The organism is Gimesia chilikensis, assembly GCF_007744075.1.
GTDB lineage: Bacteria > Planctomycetota > Planctomycetia > Planctomycetales > Planctomycetaceae > Gimesia > Gimesia chilikensis_A.
Map to the genome: position 1 here is coordinate 2,030,206 of NZ_CP036266.1, position 21,130 is coordinate 2,051,335.

The window sequence follows — 21,130 nt, forward strand, 5'->3', positions numbered from 1 at the left end:
TGTATTGACGGCATGGTATAATCAGGATGATTTGGTAGGATTAATGTAGTGTTTAATTCGACCTTTGGAGAATATTGATTTTCTTAAGAACAGCATCAGGAGGCAGATCAATGGCAATCAACGAAAGTCAACTCACAGACTGGATTTCTCAGCTCGATAGCTCTGATGGAGAGATCAGACAGTCAGCGCGTCATCAACTGGTTCAAGCAGGATCAGATGCGGTCCCGGCTTTGATCAATGCATTGGATCATTCTTCCGAGACTATGCGCTGGGAAGCAGCCAAAGCACTGGGAGAAATCAGAGACCCTGCTGCTGTCGAACCATTGATCGAGATTCTGGCAGACGACGACAGTGTGCGGTTTGTTGCTGCTTCTGCTCTAATTGGAATGAGTAACGATTCTGTGCCTGCCCTCTTACGTGCCCTGATTAATGAACCAGCCCGGTTCCGGGATGGTGGTTGTTTCGTGTTACATCATCTGGCATCAGATGACGAAAAACTACGTGAGCCGTTGACCCCTGTGGTTGAAGCGCTGATGTCGCTTGATTCGTCTCTGCTGGTTCCAGTTGAATCCGAAAAGGCTCTTTCAAAGCTTAAATAGCTTGTTCGATTTATCAATTCCCGCACCTTCATTTCAGAAGGTCTGCCTGTGAAATGTTCTTTCTGCAGAAAGAAACGGTCAGAACAGGATCTGCTAACCCCCAGGATGCAGATCCTGGCGACGGTTTGCTTTCTGTTTTTCTTAACTGCAAAACCCGGGCAGGCGAACGATCCAAATCCTTTTTTACCAGCCGGTGTGGAAGATCGTGGTTGGCCTGATGTTCGGGGCGCTGATTTTGATGCGCATTCTCCGGAAATAAATCTGGCGGACAGCTGGCCTGAAGAGGGACCTCCAGTTCTGTGGGTTAAAGAACTGGGACAGGGATATTCTGCTTTCGTCGCCCAGGGGAATCACGTTTATACCCAGGCCCAGACTTTACAGGGACAATACGTGTATTGTCTGGAAGCTAAAACGGGAATAACGATCTGGCAGTACCGTTATGACTGGCCCTATGAACTGGCTGGCGTTTATCCCGGACCAAGGGCGACCCCCACGCTGGCCGCTGGAAAGGTCCTCTTTGCGGCCCCCAGTGGACTTATCGGCTGTCTGGATGCTGATGATGGGAAACTGATCTGGTCCAGAAATGTACTGGAAGAGTTTCACGGTTCAGGGGGCGACGGATTTGGTTATGCCTGTTCGCCGACAGTCGTGGATCAATTGGTCATCTTACCAGTGGGCGGGCCAGACGCCAGCCTGGTAGCTCTGAATCTCAACGATGGGAAGACCGTCTGGCAGGCAGGCAATCGACCTGCCAGTTACTGTCCAGCATTTCCGATTGAACACAAGGGGCAAAAACTGGTGGTGGGTTATCTGGAGAACGCCCTGGTTATCCATGATCTGCAGACAGGAGAGCTGCTGCTCGAGCATGAGTTATCCGAAGGATATGACGAGCACTCAGCCTGGCCCCTTTATCGAGAACCGTATCTCTGGCTCGCTGCTCCTTTTCGTTCTGGCTCTCAATTATTGGAACTGCCGGATCAGTTTCCACACTCAGAACCGTTGAAAATAGTCTGGCGTTCTCGTGTGATGTCCAATGATGTGTTATCGAGTGTGCTGGTGGATGGAAGGATTTACGGTTTTGATATATTTGATCAACAGTCAAAAACACAGCGTCCTTCTCGAGGTAAGTTTCGTTGTATTGATTTTTTGACAGGTAAAGAATTATGGGAGCAGGGATCTGGACGCCCCGAACGATCGAATAATGACATCTCTGACGAGCTGGGACAATCCGGCATCATTGTCGCTGATGGAAAACTGATTCTCCTTAATGAACGCGGCAAGTTGATCCTGCTTCGTCAGAATCCCGAGCAATGTGAAATTCTGGCTCGATGTTCGGTTCTTTCAGGAGAATTAACCTGGACGCCCCCGGTGCTGCACTGTGGTTGCGTATTTATTCGAAATCAATCCCGGGCCGCCTGTGTTTATATCGGGGATCCTGATCTGTTACCGACTGATCAGGCCACATTCAATCTGGCTGATATTCCGCAGGAAGCTTACTACGACTGGGCGGGACAGATCCTGTCCGTGGAACCAGAGTACGCTTTCGATTTGCCTTCGACAGAATGGCTTATTAGCTGGTACTGCTGGTCTCTCGGTTTACTGATCGTCAGCCTGGTGCTGGCTGCAGTTCCACTCTGGTGGATACCGGCTCAATATCGAAGGCGGGTGTGGATCCGCTCATACCGTATCATGGCATTTCTAGCCGGGGCACTCGGAACCACCTGGATCAGTCTCTGGTATCAGGATTTTATTTTCACGTGGCCGTTGTGTCTCTATATCGCGACCGAACCTGTGCTGGAGTCTGTCCAGTTTCGCAGGGAAGGTCAACGGGCTGCCTTCTGGCGAGATTATGGGCCACTTATCGGTTTACTTGGGGTATTTACTTTCTACTTTTTAATCTGCCGTCGGCTGAGCCTCGTCTTCGAATGGGCGTTTCTGGCGGGACCTATCGGGGCGTTACCTGCAGGTTGCTCGGAATGGTATTTAAAAGCTCAGACACCGCTGCAGGTGTGCTTCGTTTTGCTATTGAAACTGATTACATTTACCTGTTTTTATGCTAGTGGAGTTGTCGTCCTCTGGCTGCGTTATTGATCTCTAAAAGGAGATTCATATTACTACACTCCATTTAGATTAGCGCTTTAATCAGCAGACAGGCGAACGGCTTATTTGCAAAACAGAAACCTGATGAATTCCTGTAAGTCTTGATTTCTAAGATGCTTACGTCCAGGGAGGATGTGATGCGATTGGTTAGTCGCTATTTCACCCGGGGAGAATTGTTGTGACAGAATCCATTGTAGATGAGCGGGGTAATATTCCGTCAGACAGCCTGTTTTCAAAACAAAGGTTGTTGCCTACAATATACTTAGGCCGATACAGTAAGCAATCAGCTTAGGCATTGCATCAGGCAAGAGCCTCTGTTTTCAGGTTGGGGCAGCGGTTAAAACTTTCTCAGCCTGGCAGAGCTGTATCGGGGGAGAGGAAGGGCAGTTTCATGTACGCTTCCGAACAACAGATTCCCGTCACACCGCCAGACGATCAGCGTTCGTTCACAGCTGAGCCACCTTCTTTCTGGCGATCATTGCTCTTAAAGAACACCCTGTTTGTGGCCATCGTAGTGGTGCTCACTGCCGGTATTCTGGGGCATCTTGCTTATATTTTTGCCCGCGATATTCTGCACGATAATATCCGCGTCCGGCTTCAACTGGTCGTCAGTGATCGGGCTGCGTTATTTGAAGGTTATGTACGACAGCAGTTGGATCGGGCTGCGTTGATTACCAGTCGGACTCACCTGAGGGAGCTGATACAAGACTTCGAACAGGGAACTCTCGATGAAGATGCTTTCCAGTCTGAATCAAAGCGGATACTCGAAGACACTATTTCGGGGAGTACCTCCGAATTTCGAGATCTCTGGATTGTGAATCCGGAAGGGACTGTGATCACTGCGACGAGTGACAATTATCTCAATCAGACCTTTGCCGATGATCCTGGATTTCTGAAAGCGAAAGAACATCCCCAGCTGGATTATCCACAGAAAGTGGATGGTAAGTATGTGACTTACCTCATGGCTCCCATGAAGAGTGAAGCGGGGGATCTGATCGGCGTTTTAATGGTCTGGCTCGATGTTACTCCTCTGGAGCGGATTCTGACGAATCGGACGGGGTTGCAGGACACGGGGGCACTTCTGGTCGCGACCAGAGAGGGAGATCAGGTACGATATTTATTGACTCCGGAAGACAGTACGCAACGATCAGTACAGCTCAAAGAAGTACCTGCAATGGAGAAAGCGCTGAATGGGGAAAGCGGATCCGAGGTTATGCATTACAGTGGCGATGAGGTGCTTGTTTCTTACCGTCCTGTAGATTATCAGCCTAATAGTGATGATGCTCCCTGGGGAATGGTAGCCAAAATAGATTTGACAGAAGCTTACGCTCCCGTAACACATTTACGTCAACTGTTACTGGGACTGCAGTTTGGGCTCGTTTTTTTCGGAATGGTGGTCTCTTTTCTGGTTGCCCGGAGAGTGACCCGGCCGGTATTGGGACTGGCCGATACTGCATCGAAAATTGCTCGTGGAAATCTGGATGTCCGGGTGCCGATCACTTCGACAGATGAAGTGGGGATGCTGGGGGCTGCGTTTAATCATATGACTGCAGAGCTGGCAGCCTCACGGGATCAACTGGAGGAACGGATCGAACAGCGAACTGCTGAGTTGAACGCGTCACAAAAGAAATTGCGTCGCCAGACTCAAATCCTGCAGTCAATTCTGGACAGTATGGGGGACGGTGTGATCGTTGCGGATCAGGATGGGAATTCCGTCTTCTGGAACCCGGCTGCAGAGCAGATTGTTGGCATCGGACCGCAGAATGTAGATCCTTCCAAGTGGTCACAGATTTATGGGTGTTACCTTGCAGACGGAGTTTCGATGTGTCCTTCCGAGGATCTGCCTCTGGCGCGGGCCATGCGGGGAGAGTCACTCGATGATTCGATTCTCTTTCTTAAGAATCCCGATATTCCTGACGGAACCTGGATCAGTGTGACTGCACGTCCTTTGAAAAATGATCGTGGTGATCTGCGTGGTGGCGTGATCGTGATGCACGATATTACGGAAGCGAAAGCCACACAGGAAGAACTGGAATCACGCGATAAGAAAAACCGGGCCATACTGGCGACGACGCACGAAGCGTTCGTCGGTATCGATGAGAACAGTCGCATTTGTGACTGGAATGAACAGGCGGAAGCGACTTTTGGATGGACTCAACAGGAGGTGATTGGACAGTCGCTGGTGGAGACCATCATTCCAGAACGCTATCGATTGCAACATATGCAGGGGATCGAAAAATTTCTTGCATCAGGTGAAGGCCCTGTTCTTAACAAGCGTCTGGAGCTCTCGGCTCTGCACCAGGATGGCCATGAATTTCCTGTGGAACTGACGATCACTCCCGTGCGGCAGGGGGACAATTTTCTGTTTGCGGCCTTTGTGCATGATATCACGGAAGTCAAGCGGGCCGAGGAAGAACTCAAAGGAGCTAAAGAAGCTGCCGAGGCTGCCAGCCAGGCAAAAAGTGCTTTTCTGGCAACGATGAGTCACGAAATCCGAACTCCCATGAATGCCGTAATTGGCATGACCGAATTACTGCTCGATACCGATCTGAACCCCACCCAGCGGGAATACATGACCATGGTGCAGGAATCGGGGGAATCTCTACTGGCAGTCATCAATGATATTCTGGATTTCTCCAAAATTGAAGCAGGCCGATTCGACCTGGAGCAGGCCGCATTCCACCTGAGGGAAAATCTGGGAGATACCATGAAATCGCTGGCTGTTCGCGCGCATCACAAACGCCTGGAACTGGCATTTCATCTGGCGCCGGAAGTTCCTGATACCATCGTTGGTGACCGTTACCGCTTACGACAGATCATTGTCAATCTCGTCGGAAATGCCATCAAATTTACGGATGAGGGAGAAGTAGTCGTAGATGTAAATGTCGAATCTCAATCAGAGAGAGACGTTCTGTTGCACTTCGTCGTGCGTGATACGGGGATCGGAATTCCCAAAAGCAAACAGAAACAAATCTTTCAGGCCTTCGAGCAGGTTGATGAATCGATGGCCCGTCGGTTCAGCGGTACTGGACTCGGCCTGGCGATTGCTTCCCGCCTGATCAATTTAATGGGGGGAAGAATCTGGGTCATCAGTGAAGTCGATCAGGGGAGTGCATTTCATTTTACGGCTCATTTTGAACTGACGCAGGAAGAAGTCCCCGCCAGTGAGCCATTGGTCAAAGCCGACCTGGATGGCCTGCGCGTGCTGGTTGTTGATGATAACCTCACCAACTGTCAGATTCTGGAAGAAATGCTCTCTAACTGGAAGATGCAACCCCAGACCGTCACGCGTGGGAAAGATGCACTGGAAGCGATGCATGCCCGTGTGAGGGGGGGTGAACCTTTCGATCTTGTACTGGTGGACGCGAATATGCCAACGATGGATGGGTTCTCGCTGGCGAAAGCGATCAAACAGGATAAGGAACTGGGAAGTGCAGTCATTATGATGATTACTTCCAGTGACCGAAGAGGGGAGATCTCCCGCTGCAAGAAACTCGGAATTGCAGCGCACCTGATTAAGCCTCTCAAGCAGTCGGAACTGTTTAACTCGATTGCAGAGACATTGGGAATTAACGGGGTAGATCATCATTCGACGCGATTGAAAACGGCTGAACTGGGTAAGCGTATTCCGCCTTTAAAAATACTGCTGGCAGAAGACAGTATCGTGAATCAGAAACTGGCGCTGGCCCTGCTGCAACCGCATGGCCACGAAATTACTGTCGTGACCAACGGGAAAGAGGCGGTCGAACAGAGAAAAACAGCCCATTTTGATCTCATTCTAATGGATGTCCAGATGCCTGAGATGGACGGTCTGGAAGCGACACGCGAAATTCGAGACTACGAACAGACAAGAGAGGAACATATACCAATCATTGCGATGACTGCACATGCGATGAAGGGGGACCGGGAACGCTGCCTTGAGGCCGGTATGGACGGCTACGTTTCTAAACCGGTGCGTGTGCGGGAACTGTACCAGATGATTGAAGAAACACTGCAAATGAATGCCCAACTCGCAACTGTAAAAAATGAGTCCACACCTGAAGTGTCAGAACAGCAGGCTGATTCGATTCAGATGGAACACGAGACAACCCAGGGGGAAGAATCGAGAGAGGAGTTAATCATGAACCCGTCTGAAGAACAGGATTCCCATGACGATGTATTGAACTGGGAGCAGGCAATGGAGAAAGCAGAAATACCTGCTGAGGCCTTGAGCGAACTGGGACAACTGTTTCTGCAGGAAGCCCCTAAACTACTGAACGAGATCCGGGATGCCATACAACAGGGGGATGCTACGTCACTAAGACGAGCCGCTCATACACTTAAAAGTTCAGCGGCCGTATTTGAAGCACACCATGCAGCCGATGCCGCTTTAAAGCTGGAGTTACTTGGAAAAGATGAAAAGCTGATGGAAGCACGCGAAGCTCTACCTGCCCTGGAACAGGAAGTCGACCGATTACTGCCAGCTGTTTCTGCTCACATTGATTCTACCGCTCTGGAAGGAAATAAATAATGAATGTCGCATCAGGAAGTGGCGTCAAAGTATTGTTCATTGAAGATAACCCGATTCATGTGGGACTGGTGAAAACCCTGCTGGGGGAATCCCGGGCACCCATATTTCAGTTACAGCATGCAGGATCTCTCCAGGATGGTTTGAAACTGCTCGAAGCAGTTCCGGTCGACATTATTCTGCTGGACTTGACCCTGCCCGACAGCGAGGACCTGGATACGTTCATCCGGGTCCGTTCGTTTGCCCCCGCGATCCCGATCGTAATTGTTACGAGCCTGGATGATGTGAAACTGGCTGCGAAAGCCGTTGAGGCTGGAGCCCAGGATTATCTGGTTAAGACACAGCTGAGCCGAACTTCGCTAACTCGTTCTTTGCGTTATGCGATCGAGCGGACACGTGTGCGGGATGCCGAATGGGATTCGCCGATGTTCAGGCTGGCACAGCGACAGTTCCTCAAGGCGGCCCAGTATATGGGGCTGGACGATAATATTCGTCAGCGGTTGTTGTTTCCGCAACGAACGCTGGTCGTGACTCTTCCATTTCGTCGAGATCATTATACCGAAGTCGAAACCGTATTCGGCTATCGAGTTCAGCACATTCTGACTATGGGACCTACCAAGGGGGGGATTCGATATCATCAGGATGTCAGCCTCGGAGAAGTTTCAGCATTGGCGATGTGGATGAGCTGGAAGTGTGCCCTGGTGCACCTGCCCTTTGGTGGAGCCAAAGGGGGCGTACGCATCGATCCCACGGGGCTAACCGGTCATGAACTGCAACGTCTCACCAGACGATTTGCAACCGAAATCAGCCCGATTATTGGACCTGAGAAAGACATTCCGGCTCCTGATATGGGAACCAACGAACGGGTGATGGCCTGGATTATGGATACTTACAGCCAACAGGTAGGTTACTCTGTACCTGCAGTCGTGACAGGTAAGCCGGTCGTCCTCGGGGGGGCTCGGGGACGTAATGAAGCGACAGGGAGAGGCGTCGTCTATCTGATTGAAGAAGCGGCCCGGCATCTGAAGATGAATCTCAGTGAGTCTACGGCTGTGATTCAGGGGTTTGGAAATGTGGGCAGTCATGCTGCCCTGTTTTTAAGTGATCTGGGCGTGAAAATCATCGGTGTCAGCGATGCAACCACGGGCATCTATAACCGTAATGGGCTTTCGATGTCCTCACTGCTTGAGTATGTGGGGCAGAACCGTTTTCTGGAAGGTTATTCTGAAGGGGATGAAATCACGAACCAGGAACTGCTGGAACTGGAGTGTGATATTCTGGTACCTGCTGCATTGCAAAATCAGATCACAGCAGAAAATGCAGATCGCATTAAATGCCGTCTACTGGCGGAAGGTGCTAACGGGCCAACTACACTGGAAGCTGATGAGGTACTCAATGAAAAAGGGGTTTTCATACTCCCTGATATTCTGGCAAACGCGGGTGGGGTGACTGTTTCTTACTTCGAATGGGTGCAGGATACGCAGAACTATATGTGGAGCCTGGATGAAGTCAATCAACGATTGAAACGCATTCTGCAAGATGCGTTTCAGCGTACTTTGAATCGTGCGGAGAAGAACAACGTCGACATGCGGACGGCGGCACTCATGGAAGGGATTGAACGCGTCGCGCAGGCTAAGCTGGCGCGCGGTCTGTTCCCATAAGTAAAAGTGCAATTTCAGCGGGAAATGAAGAGTGGGATAAAAGACAATCTATTTCTTCTTCGCGGGTTCGACGACATTGACCGTGATCAGTTTCGACCAGGCTGCGAATTTCGTATTGGCGGGAGCTGACTTTGCTTCTGCGGATTTGGCTGTTCGGGCCGCCTGTTCTACGAGTTTCTCAGCGCGAGCCAGTTTGTCAGAGGCTGCTTTGGTTTTGGCTGCATCCGCTTTGCTGGACTCAACATCGGCCTTGAGCTGCGCGACCAGTTTTTCGAGTCGCTCCAATTCGGCTTTCGCAGCCTGACTGGCTGGCAGATTCTGGCGATACTGTGTTACGCCCACACCCAGCAGTGCAAACTGATATCGTCCCGGTTCTGCTTTGAAATTCCCGTTGGGCCTGAAATCGATGACCAGCTTGCCTTCCGTGTCTTTCTCTCCGATATTTACGGTAGGAGGATTGCGCTGGATACCAAACAGTTCGTGCGGCTCAATCGTCAGGTTACCCGTTCTATTCCCGCTACCGGTCAGCTTGATGGGAATCTCCAGTTTCTGATTCAATTCAACAGTCAACTCTTTATCCTCTGCTGGGGAAATGATGACGGGGGCCGTCTCATGTTGATTCACTGCCAGAGGCATGCTTGTGGTGAGCCGGGAACGAACGCGGATCGCATCGGCAAAGATGTGGCCCCAGATCAGGGACGCAAAATGTGCTTCTTTCATCACAGGTTGACCATTGATCTGGGCAGTTCCTTTAATCTGGATTTCACCAGCCCATGTCTTGGCTGATTCATCTGCAGAGAGGATCAGAATTCCATGGTCGGTCTTTCCACTGAGCGTCAGAGGCTGGGCAGTGACGCCGTTGGGAAGGTTCTCTGCCGTTACAACGATATCTCCTGTAAAGCCATCCTGACGAGGAGCGACAATCCGCACACCCCAGTTGGCCCCTCGTCGGAGCAGGGGGGTGACAGAGTAACCCGTACGATTGGTAGGCAGCGGGCGTTCTGTGGTTGCGATCAGATGAAAGTCAGGCTTGGGTTCTCGAATCGCCAGACGATAAAGATCTTTTGCGCTGCCTCCTCCAAACTGATTGACGATCGTCACCAGGTACTCCCCATCCTGTTCTGCGACGAACGAGACCGCTGCGTCATTTGTGTCGAGGTTAATTGCATTTTTATTGTGGGGGCTGAAATAGGAAGCCAGGTCATCATTTTCGGTCACTGTCTTCACGCTGACTTCACCAGCAGGGGAGCGGGTCAATTGCTGCACAATCAGTAACGGATCCACCTGACAAGCCATCCGGTCTGCGATGGCTTCGATCCAATAGGTTTTTCCTTTCTTTGCACGAAAGACAAACTGATCTTCGTCATTCGGCTGATCGAATCGTCCGGCAATTTCCGTCGGGATCGAAACGTTTTGCCGGTCCAGATGGGCCTGCTCCTGAGTTACAGGGGCTGTCGCATAACCGATCTTGATTCTGTTAGAATTCCCCAGCTGAAAATCAAAACCATCCAACAGACCCTGGCGTGGTTTACCCGGTTGAAAACTACCTGTAGGGCCTGCTACATCAGGGAGTGTGATTTCCACCTCTACCGATTGCAGCTTGTGGCCATTGAGCTCCGCAGATTTTCCGTAACTGCCTCCGGGAAGGTTGCGACCATAAATGGTGTAAGTCTGTGTGGAACCCGGTTTGCCAGCAGGGGGGTAAATGAAATCAATATGAGGGCGATTAGAAATCTCTAGACGATAAAAATGTTCTGAGCCCCCTCGGTAGAGAATGTCAGAAATCGCCAGATAATATGTGGCATCCTGTTGGGACAGGATTTCGACAAACGAATCCCGGCCGAACCAGTCGCGGTTGCGGGTGATTTCGCGACCTTCGGAATCGTAAACAATAATCTGGCCATCCAGGCGTGAGTCGATACGCTGTGCCAGCAGTTCTACGAGAATCCGCTCTCCCGCTTTTACCTTCAGCTGATACCAGTCGATTCCGCGGGAGGGAACATCACCTGAGATTACGGAATTGACTTCCACAGGCATGGCCGATTCGCGGGTAGCATGATTGCCGGTTTCCGCAATTTCCCGGCTATCAGCTTCAGCCACCACAAATGGGCGTGCCGTCGAAAGACCAAAGTAAGAAACGACGCGTGCCTCGTAGATACCCGGAGGAACGTCTGCGGAGACCGAAACTTCAAAGCGGGATCCCTGTGGCCTCGGAGCCGGATGAAATTCATCAGCAGGCAGCATTACTGGTTTCGCTGTGATACCTGGATGGGAGAATCTTAATTCGGATGCATCATCCAGGTTGGAACCAATGATGCTGACATCAACAGTCTTCCCTGCCGGGGCAGCAAAGGGGCGCAACTGCCTCAAATCTGCCGTGGGGAGCTGGGCTTCCACGTATTGCGAGTGCAGACTGCTTAACAGCAGGAAGAGCAACGGACAAAGTGCAGGGATGAACCTGGTGCTGGTTTTCATATTTGCTTCACAGTAACTGTTAATGGTTGAACAGGAACTCTTTTGTATTGATGATCACCCAGATAATATCTTCATAGGCCTGTTTCTCAGCCTGTTCGAGAGATAATATCCTGGGATCTGCCTTCGACTGATTCCGTTTCTTCTGCAGATGAGCCAGCCCTGTCTCAAGTTCATTTTCATTGGGAGATCGAGAAAGAGCATGCAGATACAGCTCTTTGATGCGTGTCTGATCGTCCCTGTTTTTGTCACGGGCCAACTGGACTGCCTGGCCGTCAGAGGCGGAAAGAATCTGTTGGATCGTATCGGAGTTGATCAGATGCAGGCTTTGTGCCAGGTCCGCATTAGCGGTGCGCTCACATTCACAGGCCGTGTCCATCTGCGGCCGACCGAAGACCCGCAGGAAAAATGACTCGACGTTGGCTGAATCATCGGGTAAGGCGACTGCCCGAACACCCACCGGCTGGTGATTGAAATTGTTCTTAGAACCTGCAACATCATTCATCGCATCCAGCATCATCTCGGCTGGCAGCCGTCGAGGATAGTAGCGCGCGTAATTCTGCTCATCACTTTGATTGTACTGGTTCGGAAAAGAGCTGAGTTGATAGGTTCTGCTGTTACAGATGGTGCGGCAGATTGCTTTCAGGTCATAATTCGATTTGACGAATGAGTCTGCCAGCTGATTCAACAGTTCAGGGTGCGTCGCTGGATTTGTGATCCGAATGTCATCTTCCGGTTCAACCAGACCTCTGCCGAAAAAATGTTTCCAGTAACGATTCACCAGCATTTTGGCAAAGAAGGGGTTCTTGGGATCTGTGACCCAGTTAGCCAGATCGATTCGCGGATCCCGTTCAGCAGGGATGTCCAGGGCTGCCCCATCCAGCGGCGTTGGTTTCAGTTCGCGATTTGTATTCGGGTTTTTGGCAACCGCGATGATTCGTTTATGGTAAACGATGTCGTCTTCCGGCAGCTTATAAACTTCTTTGCGTCCCAGTGTGTTGAAGAATGCCTGAAATCCGTAGAAATCGTCCTGGCTCCATTTTTCATAGGGGTGATGGTGGCACTGCGCGCATTGAATGCGGACCCCCAGGAAAACCTGGGCGATGTCTGACATCTGATCTTTGGGATCTTTAACGGCTCGGTACCATGAGACGGCAGGATTGGTCCCCGGCTTGCCTCGGGCTGTAATCAGCTCTGTTACGAATTCGTTATAAGGCTTATTCGTGGCCAGACTGGTTCGGATCCAGGCATGAAAGCCGAAAGTCTCCCGGGCAACCTGTTCCAGATTTCCGCCGGCCTTGTTACGTAATACGCCGGCCCATTTAGACGCGAACAGATCTGCATAGCCGGAACTGTCCAATAGTTCGTTAATCTTACGCGCCCGTTTATCGGGACCCTGATCAGCCAGAAAAGATTGTGTCTGCTCCAAAGTGGGGATCCGACCGGTGATATCCAGAGTCACCCTGCGGAGAAAGGTGGAATCATCACATCGTTCTGAAGGGGGAAGTCCGAGCACTTTCAGCTTCGCAAAAACATGCTGGTCGATAAAGTTCTCAGGAGTCGGCAAGTCAGGCGTGGGCTGGCCGAGAGGAATGGTCGTCATGAAAACGGCGACCTGTTCCTGGAAACGTATCATGACCGATGTTGTGCCAGTCTGGTCTTTTAATGTCACCAGTCCAAGTTCGTCGACTGCTGCCATCTTAGGCTGGTTTGGTTTGAATTCCGCCAGGCGCGTAATGTCCCGTTTCGTTCCATCAGAGAAATAAGCAGTGACGACCAGTTGCTGGGTAGCCTGTTTGGGCAGGACGCGGACTTGAGGAAATATTTCGATGTGCGTCACCGTCGCTTCTTTTTCCGGATCATACCGCATCCCTTCGCGAATCCAGCGGGCGATCAGTCTGATTTCTGCTCCATCCGCCTTGAACCGACTTCCTCCACCGTGGGGTACTATTCCAGCTGCTTTTTGTAACAAGAGACTGGTTTCTGGTGCTGCCGGGTTAATCCGGCGTCCGAGAGATTCTTTAGTGATGTACTCGAAGTCATTGCCCGGTTCAAAACCCAATAATGACAAATGAAAGTTGTTTTTCCCGGAAGGCGTGCCATGGCAGGCGCCACTGTTACAACCACCCCGCGTGAGTTGCGGGATGACGTCATTGTAGAAGCTGACCGGACGACGCTGTTCGAACGAAGAAACGCGTACCGGGATTTTGAGGGAACGTTTCGAATCCAGAGAGGCGGTAATGGTAGCAGACCCGTTGGACAGGGGGCTGATATATCCGGTGGGGCTGACCACAGCGATACCCTCTGGTTCAACCTGATATTTCACACTCCGCGTGACATCGCTTATGGAACCCGACTGGTCTTTGTGTGTGATTAATAATTGCTGACGGGCATCGGGATCTGATAATTCAATCCCCTGGTCCTGATTCGGCAGATAGACTTCCAACTCAGCCGCATGGGAAGATTTCTCCAGCCTCCCAAAGAGGATGCCGGCGAATAAAACAATCAGCAGAAAATAATGCTTCAATTTCATCGATCTTCCCAAGATATCTGGAATCTGGAGGTTCACCCGGACTGACTCTGTAAATAGCTCCTTAACTGGTCTGCCAATCAGTATTTAGGGGATGGCAGTCAGTTTTGGAATGAATTCCGGGAGAAACTGAAATTAAATTGAACTTGAATTTCTATTCTAAACGATGCAATATACATTACAATACGTTGATGCGTACTTGTTAAGAAAATGCTCAGACGGCAATATTTGAATCGGGATGATGAATTCATGAGTGCCAAATCCAGAAATCAGCGTTGTGCAGGACCGATGAAACGTCGCACCTTCCTGGAAATCGGTGGGGCAAGTATGCTTGGTCTGGGTATGACTGATTTGCTCCGTCAGCAGGCGCTTGCCAGTTCTACAGGAAACGCAACTGATGATACGGCTGTGATTTTCGTCTGGTTACCGGGCGGACCCCCTCATATGGAAACATATGATATGAAGCCGGGGGCACCAGTTGAGTACCGTGGGGAATATTCACCAATTCATACTAATGTTCCCGGTCTCGACGTCTGCCAGATGCTGCCACAGCATGCGAAAATTGCAGACAAGTTTACGTTGATTCGCTCGATTCATCATGAGTTTGCCGATCATGGTGGCGGACATAAGCGGCTCATGACCGGCCGTGTTCCTGCAACTCCAGTGGGTACAATCAATGACGCCCCAGCTGTAAATACAATTGTGAAGAAAATGCTGGAGCAACCGGGGAATGAAATGCCGGTCTGTGTGACTGAGGTTGACTCTTCCCGTGCGTCCATTGATACCTTTGCCATGGGGCCCGCTTATCTGGGACCATCATCAACTCCATTTATGGTAGCCGGCAATCCCAGTGATCCCGATTTCAAAGTACAGAATATCGGCGTGAAATCAGCGATGGAAACGCGTCTCGACGACCGAATTGCCATGCTGAAAGGGATCGACAATTTCCGTCGTGACGTTGACAAAAGTGGTTCGATGGAAGCCATGGACAGTTTTAACCGCCAGGCCATCGACATGTTGACCAGTGAAAAAGTCCGTCGGGCTTTTGACCTTTCTCAGGAACCCAAAGAGGTCCGTGATCGATATGGCTGGAATGCGTACGGTCAACGGGCTGTGTTAGGTCGGCGTCTGGTCGAGTCAGGCGTCAGGTTTGTCACGATGGTCTGGGAACATCCTTTCCCGGGGAGTAAGACTCCTAAGACGGCAGCGTATAACTGGGACTCCCACGCTGTGAATGCGCATCTCTTCAAGGACTGCGAATGGCGACTGCCTCCTTATGACCAGGCCGTTTCTGCTCTGATCGAAGACCTCTATCTACGGGGACTCGACCGACGAGTTCTGCTGGTGGTGACGGGCGAGTTTGGTCGGACTCCGAAGCTTTCAGTTCAGCGGGGAACTCAGACTGGTGTCATGCAGCCCGGTCGAGACCACTGGCCAAAAGCGATGTCAGTACTGGTTTCCGGAGGTGGGATGCAGACCGGTCAGGTGATCGGCGCAACTAACCCGAAAGGGGAATATCCAGTGGAACGTCGACTGACTCCGAACGATCTCTGGGCCACCGTTTATCGGCACCTGGGTATCGATCATGAGCATATCCTGCACGATCTGCAGGGTCGTCCGGTTCCCATTCTGCCCTTCGGAAAGCCGATACGCGAACTGCAGCCAGTCTCTGCCTGAGCTGCTAGTGAGCGTTCTGTTGCACTTCTATATTTAAATCATAGGGATGGTGCGCCCTTCCACTTATCCTGTTGCTAGATTGCGACCCTGAGAGTTCACTGCTATCGTAGTTATTCAAAAACTCTCGAAGGGATAGTACGTGATGTCGCAGTCGTCTGATTCAATTACGCAAACATGGGAGATTCCGCTCCGCGAGACAGTCGATGTGGCTGTGATCGGTGGTGGCTCGGCTGGTGTGGCTGCAGCGACAGCTGCTGCCCGTAACGGGGCGTCCACCGTGCTGGTCGAACGCTATGGTTTTCTGGGAGGCACTTCGACGGCAGGGATGGTCGGGCCCTTCATGACCTCCTACACGCCTGACGGGAAGCGGCAACTGGTGGCTGGTGTCTTTCAGGAAGTCATCGATAAAATGGTCCAGATGGGCGGAGCCGTCGATCCCTCTACGACAGAAGCCGGATCTGCCTGGGCTTCTTTTATTGATCTCGGACATGCCAATGTGACCCCCTTTAGTGTCGAAGCATTGAAAATGGCGGCCCTGGAAATGGTTTGCGAGGCGGGGGCACGGATCCGGTTTCATACCTCGTTTGTCGATGTGGTGATGCAGGATCAGCAGATTGATGGAATCGTAATTCTGGACAAGGCCGGCCTGGGACTGCTCCGGGCGCGAACTGTTATTGATACTTCTGGCGATGGCGATATCGCTGCCAAGGCCGGAGCTCCCTTTGAAGTGGGGCGAAAGGCGGACGGCAAAATGATGCCGGTGACGCTGTTTCTGACGATTGGCAATGTCGATGATGAACGCGTGATTGCCTGGATGAAGGAGCATGAAGTTCTGCATCCGGGAGAGCGACTGTTTGAATGTATTGTCAAACAGGCCCGGGAAAGCGGTGACTGGACACTGGAACGCGAGTTCCTGAATATTTATCGTGAGCCGACTCCGGGGCAGTGGCGGGTCAACACAACCCGCGTCCAGAACGTGGACGGTACGAATCCCGATGACCTGTCCCGGGCGGAAATCGAGAGTCGTCGCCAGGCGTGGGAACTGATTCGATTCTTCCGATCCCATTGTCCCGGCCTGGAAAATGCACAATTGCTGGCCACGGGAACTCAAGTGGGGGTGAGGGAAACACGTCATATTCTGGGGGACTATGTGCTGAATGGGGCAGATGTGCTCGAAGGGCGGAAGTTCGAGGATTCCATAGCGCAGTGTTCCTATCCGATCGACATTCACGATCCCCAGGGACCCCGGGGAAGGCTGGAGGGGATTCATGCCGATCATTATGAAATTCCCTATCGCTGCCTGGTGCCGCGCGATGTGGAGAACCTGCTGGTGGCTGGCCGTCCGATATCTGCGGATCACGAAGGGGCCGCATCTGCGAGAGTGATTCCTCCCTGTTATGCCACCGGTCAGGCTGCGGGAACCGCTGCGAGCCTGGCAATCAAGCAGGGAGTAGCCCCGCGCGACGTGGATATCGATCAGTTAAGAACGACATTAAGCGAGCAGGGAGCCATCGTCTGAGTTCGGCCACAGGACAACCGAATGCCAGTGAGTGTGACTTTTATATCAACAGCGTAACCAGGAAGCGAGGTAACCCGTGAGTCAGGCAAAGGCGGTTCGATGGGGCGTAATAGGACTGGGATGGTTTGGTGAAGTTCATGCCGATAATCTGGCAGAGATGCCGGATATTGAATTGGCTGCACTCTGCACTCGCAGGCCGGATCGTTTGAACGAAGTAGCTGACCGTCTGAATGTTTCGAAGCGCTACACGGACTATCAAGAATTACTGGTCGACCCTGATATCGATGTGGTGAGTATTACCACCCACATTTATGATCATCGTGAAATCGCCATTGATGCCTTACGGAGTGGTAAGCATGTTTTGCTGGAAAAACCGATGGCGCCAACTCTGGCGGACTGCGAGCAGATTCTGGAAGCAGTCGCTCAGTCAGACGGCTTATTCATGGTGGGGCACATCTGCCGGTTTGATCCCCGAGTGACCCTCGCGAAGCAGGCAATTGAAGAGGGACGGATTGGAAATATTATTTCGATGCATGCCCGTCGGAATCTGTCGAAGTCTATTGGTGAAACGGTGCTCGATGATATTTCGGCACTGATGGGAGACGGAATCCATGACGCGGATCTGATGCTCTGGTTCAGTCAGGCAAACGTCTCCACGGTCTATGCTCAGGAAGTCCATCCCGGCAAGAACAAATTTCCGGATGCCGGCTGGTCGATTGCCCGGCTGGACAGTGGTGCGGTCGCTGTGGTTGAGTCGGTCTGGCATTTGCCGGAATCCACTCCGTTTACGATTGACGCCCGCATGGAAATTATCGGTACGGAGGGAGCGCTCTACATCAACTGTGGTGAAGCAGGCCTGGCGATACACGATGCGCAGGGGGTGAAACTGCCTGATACCATGTATTGGCCCCGTCCCCTGGGGAATTATTTTGGAGTGTTAAAGGAAGAGTTACGATATTTTGCCAACTGCGTCCGCAAGGGGGAACCACCTCAACGGATCACACCCGCTGAATCTGCTGCCGCTGTCGCCTGGATGGAAGCGGCAACGGAGTCGGCACGGACAGGGGCGGTCATTACATTTTGATCTGCCACGATCCTGACGGACAGGTATTGGGGTCATACCGTTTATGCACTTTACGTAACCTGATCGGGTTCAGATCGAAACAAACATCCAGATATGAGCCCCAAAAAGCGGGGCAGGTCGTCTCTCTGGCAAGATTCTACTGGATTTTTCACAAATATCTTAGTATTATATATTAAAAGCTCGTTGATCTGACTTTGATTTTATCTCACTGAGTGAGATACGAGTTTTCTCGCCTGAATTCTCTCCTGATGTGTAAGTTTTAAATACTTGCAACCTCAAATTTAACACACACATTTTCACTGTGATTTTTCTGGTTCTTTCCAGTTAGAACACCGATGGTAATTGTATGATTGATATGAATAGACGAATTCTCAGTTTGCTAGTTCTCATATCAGCTGTCACGCTGGCGGCACCGGCCCAGGCCAACCCGGCTAATCGGCAGGCATTTGTTCGCTACTTTGGCAAGTACCTGGCACAGGGGCTGAATTCCTGTGGTACCTGTCATGTGCGCGATCATGCAGAAGGTGCTGAATCTCTGGACGATTTTCCGCACAATCCCTTCGGGAATCAGTTGCGTGAAACCGCAGACAAACTGCTGGAGCAAAAGCAGGATGCGGATCTGGCACTGCGACTGAAACTGATCGCCGATCAGGATGCCGACGGTGATGGCTTCACAAACCTGCAGGAAGTACTCAGCGGGACCGCACCTGGTGATAAAACAAAATTCCCGGCTGCTGACTCGAAGAAAAAACTGGAACAGTTGACGGCCGAGTTTAACGAATTCCAGAATCGCTATGCCTGGAAACCCTTTAAACCCGTTCATCGTCCAGAAGTTCCGGTGGTGGCCGACCTCAACTGGCCGCGGAATCCCATCGATCAATTCATTGCTGCCGGCCACGAGCAGAAAGGTTTGAAACGCGCTGCGGAAGCCAGTCCAGAAGTTCTGCTGCGTCGGGTTTATCTCGACCTGATTGGCCTGAATCCGACACCTGAAGAAATCCGCGCATTTCTGGAAGATGCCAAGACGAACGACAAGGCTTATGAAGCGGTCGTTGATCGCCTGTTAAATCATCCCGCTTACGGCGAGCGTTGGGGTCGGCACTGGATGGATGTCTGGCGTTACAGTGACTGGGCCGGTTACAAAGATGCCCTGCGTGTGAGCCAGCGACATATCTGGCACTGGCGGGACTGGATTATTGAATCGCTCAATGCCGACAAATCTTACGATCAGATGCTGACCGAGATGCTGGCAGCAGACGAACTGAAGCCGGATGACTGGGATACACTCCGGGCAACCGGTTTCCTGGCACGCAATTACCACGCGGAACGTGACCAGTGGATGGATGACGTCGTGAAACATACTTCGCAGACATTCCTGGGAATCACCGTCGGTTGTGCGAAATGCCACGATCACATGTATGATCCGATCAAACAGACTGAATACTATCAGATGCGGGCTATTTTCGAACCGTATCACGTTCGTACAGACCGGGTGGAAGGCGTACTGGATGTCTCTAAGAATGGGATTCCTCGTGCCTACGATCGTTCCTTGACGTCGAAGACCTGGTTTCTGGAAGCCGGCGACGAGCGACGTCCTGTGAAAGACAAAAGTATTCCGCCGGGAGTCCCTGAATTCCTGGGAGGGAAATATGAAGTCGAGCCGGTCTCACTGCCGTTGGTGGCCAGTCAGCCTGCCCGGCGCGAGTTCGTCAAGCAAGATCTGCTCGATCAGGCCAAAGAGACTATGGAGCAGGCCAAAGCACCGGAACAGCGGGCTGCTGCGGAAAGTGCACTGGCAGTCCTGGAAGCCCAGTTTGCCATCGAAGCGATGGAAGTGGCTGGTGATAAAAAATCAGATGCCTGGAAAACGGCAGCACAGAATCTGGTGAAGCTACAGCGTGAAGCAGCTATTGAAGCGGCTCAATGGGAATTAACCTCTGCCATCAAGCAGGAGGAGCAGGCCACTACAGCGCTCAAGAAAGCTGAGAAAGGAAAGAAAAAATCGAGTATCAGCAAAGCGAAGCAGCAGTTGAAAAAAGCGGAGCAGGCTCACAAGGCAGCAGAAACTCAACTCAAAAAAGCAGAGGATGCAGCCAAAGAAAAGCTGACAACGAAATATTCTCCACGTAAACAGTCCAAGTATCCGGAAAGCAGCACCGGGCGACGTCTGGCATTTGCTCGCTGGCTAACCAACCGTCAAAATCCGTTGACGGCCCGTGTGGCGATGAATCATATCTGGTTGCGACACTTTGGTCAGCCGATTGTGCCAACCGTCAATGAGTATGGCGGAAACGGACGTGAACCGACTCATCCTGCATTACTGGACTGGCTGGCCGCGGAATTCATGGACCGGGACTGGAGTATGAAGGAGATGCACCGGTTGATCGTTACCAGTGCAACTTATCGGATGGCAGGAACTGGTGCCCCCGAAAACCATGCAATCGACCCCGATAATCTTTTCCTCTGGAAAAAATCGGCGCGCCGGATGGAAGGGGAAATCGTGCGGGATAACCTGCTTTACATTCCCGGTCGACTCGACGCTGCTATGGGAGGCCCGGACATTGATAACCACCAGGCCCAGGATTCACGTCGTAAGAGTATCTATCTCCGGCACGCACATGAAAAACTGGTTGAGTTCGTACAGATCTTTGATGGTCCCAGTGTTTCTGAGTGTTATATGCGGGAGACGAGTGTGCAACCGCATCAGGCACTGGCGCTGGCCAACAGCAAACTGACCTTTCTGGCGAGCGAAGCCCTGGCCTCTCAAATTGAAGAAAAGACCACCGGGGATATGGATGCATTTATCGAAGAGGCTTACCTGCGAATTCTCTCGCGTCGGCCGGATGAAGTTGAGCATCAGCTCTGTCGAGAATATCTGCTGGCGTCTGTCAAGGCAGAGGGCAGTCAACCGACCAGGGATCAGTATGAAAAACTGATTACCGTATTATTCAACCATAATGATTTTGTCACGATTCGCTGAT

Annotated in this window: 10 protein-coding genes; 8 read left to right on the forward strand and 2 right to left on the reverse strand. The window is 51.5% G+C overall.

Annotated elements, in window-relative coordinates; translation table 11 throughout:
• Positions 1-110: 110 nt before the first annotated feature.
• From HG66A1_RS07730 to HG66A1_RS07745, 4 genes are all read left to right on the forward strand, one after another.
• Positions 111-599, forward strand: coding sequence for a HEAT repeat domain-containing protein (locus tag HG66A1_RS07730; protein WP_145181717.1), 489 nt, complete (start codon positions 111-113; stop codon positions 597-599).
• Positions 600-647: 48 nt separating this feature from the next.
• Complete coding sequence (locus HG66A1_RS07735) at positions 648-2,690, forward strand: PQQ-binding-like beta-propeller repeat protein (protein WP_145181720.1); 2,043 nt, start codon at positions 648-650, stop codon at positions 2,688-2,690.
• Positions 2,691-3,090: 400 nt separating this feature from the next.
• Positions 3,091-7,209: a response regulator gene (locus HG66A1_RS07740; RefSeq protein WP_145181723.1), complete on the forward strand. Its 4,119-nt coding sequence runs from the start codon at positions 3,091-3,093 to the stop codon at positions 7,207-7,209.
• Entirely contained in the window at positions 7,209-8,867 is a 1,659-nt protein-coding gene (locus tag HG66A1_RS07745) for a Glu/Leu/Phe/Val dehydrogenase dimerization domain-containing protein (RefSeq protein WP_145181726.1), read from the forward strand. The genes HG66A1_RS07740 and HG66A1_RS07745 overlap by 1 nt, the downstream gene beginning before the upstream one ends.
• A gap of 48 nt (positions 8,868-8,915) precedes the next feature.
• On the opposite strand, the gene HG66A1_RS07750 is transcribed toward HG66A1_RS07745, so the two are convergent.
• Complete coding sequence (locus HG66A1_RS07750) at positions 8,916-11,342, reverse strand: hypothetical protein (RefSeq protein ID WP_145181729.1); 2,427 nt, start codon at positions 11,340-11,342, stop codon at positions 8,916-8,918.
• Positions 11,343-11,361: 19 nt separating this feature from the next.
• Positions 11,362-13,872 (reverse strand): DUF1549 and DUF1553 domain-containing protein, encoded by a 2,511-nt coding sequence (locus HG66A1_RS07755; RefSeq protein ID WP_145181732.1) that lies wholly within the window; start codon positions 13,870-13,872, stop codon positions 11,362-11,364.
• A 246-nt stretch (positions 13,873-14,118) separates the two neighbouring features.
• On the opposite strand from HG66A1_RS07755, the gene HG66A1_RS07760 reads away from it, so the two are divergent.
• The 4 genes from HG66A1_RS07760 (at position 14,119) to HG66A1_RS07775 (ending at position 21,129) form a co-directional block, all read left to right on the forward strand.
• Complete coding sequence (locus tag HG66A1_RS07760) at positions 14,119-15,546, forward strand: DUF1501 domain-containing protein (RefSeq protein WP_145181735.1); 1,428 nt, start codon at positions 14,119-14,121, stop codon at positions 15,544-15,546.
• A 142-nt stretch (positions 15,547-15,688) separates the two neighbouring features.
• A complete protein-coding gene (locus HG66A1_RS07765; RefSeq protein WP_145181738.1) occupies positions 15,689-17,065 on the forward strand; it encodes an FAD-dependent oxidoreductase in 1,377 nt (458 codons plus the stop codon).
• A gap of 76 nt (positions 17,066-17,141) precedes the next feature.
• Complete coding sequence (locus HG66A1_RS07770) at positions 17,142-18,149, forward strand: Gfo/Idh/MocA family protein (RefSeq protein WP_145181741.1); 1,008 nt, start codon at positions 17,142-17,144, stop codon at positions 18,147-18,149.
• Positions 18,150-18,525: 376 nt separating this feature from the next.
• Positions 18,526-21,129: a DUF1549 domain-containing protein gene (locus tag HG66A1_RS07775; RefSeq protein WP_197997031.1), complete on the forward strand. Its 2,604-nt coding sequence runs from the start codon at positions 18,526-18,528 to the stop codon at positions 21,127-21,129.
• Position 21,130 lies beyond the last annotated feature (1 nt).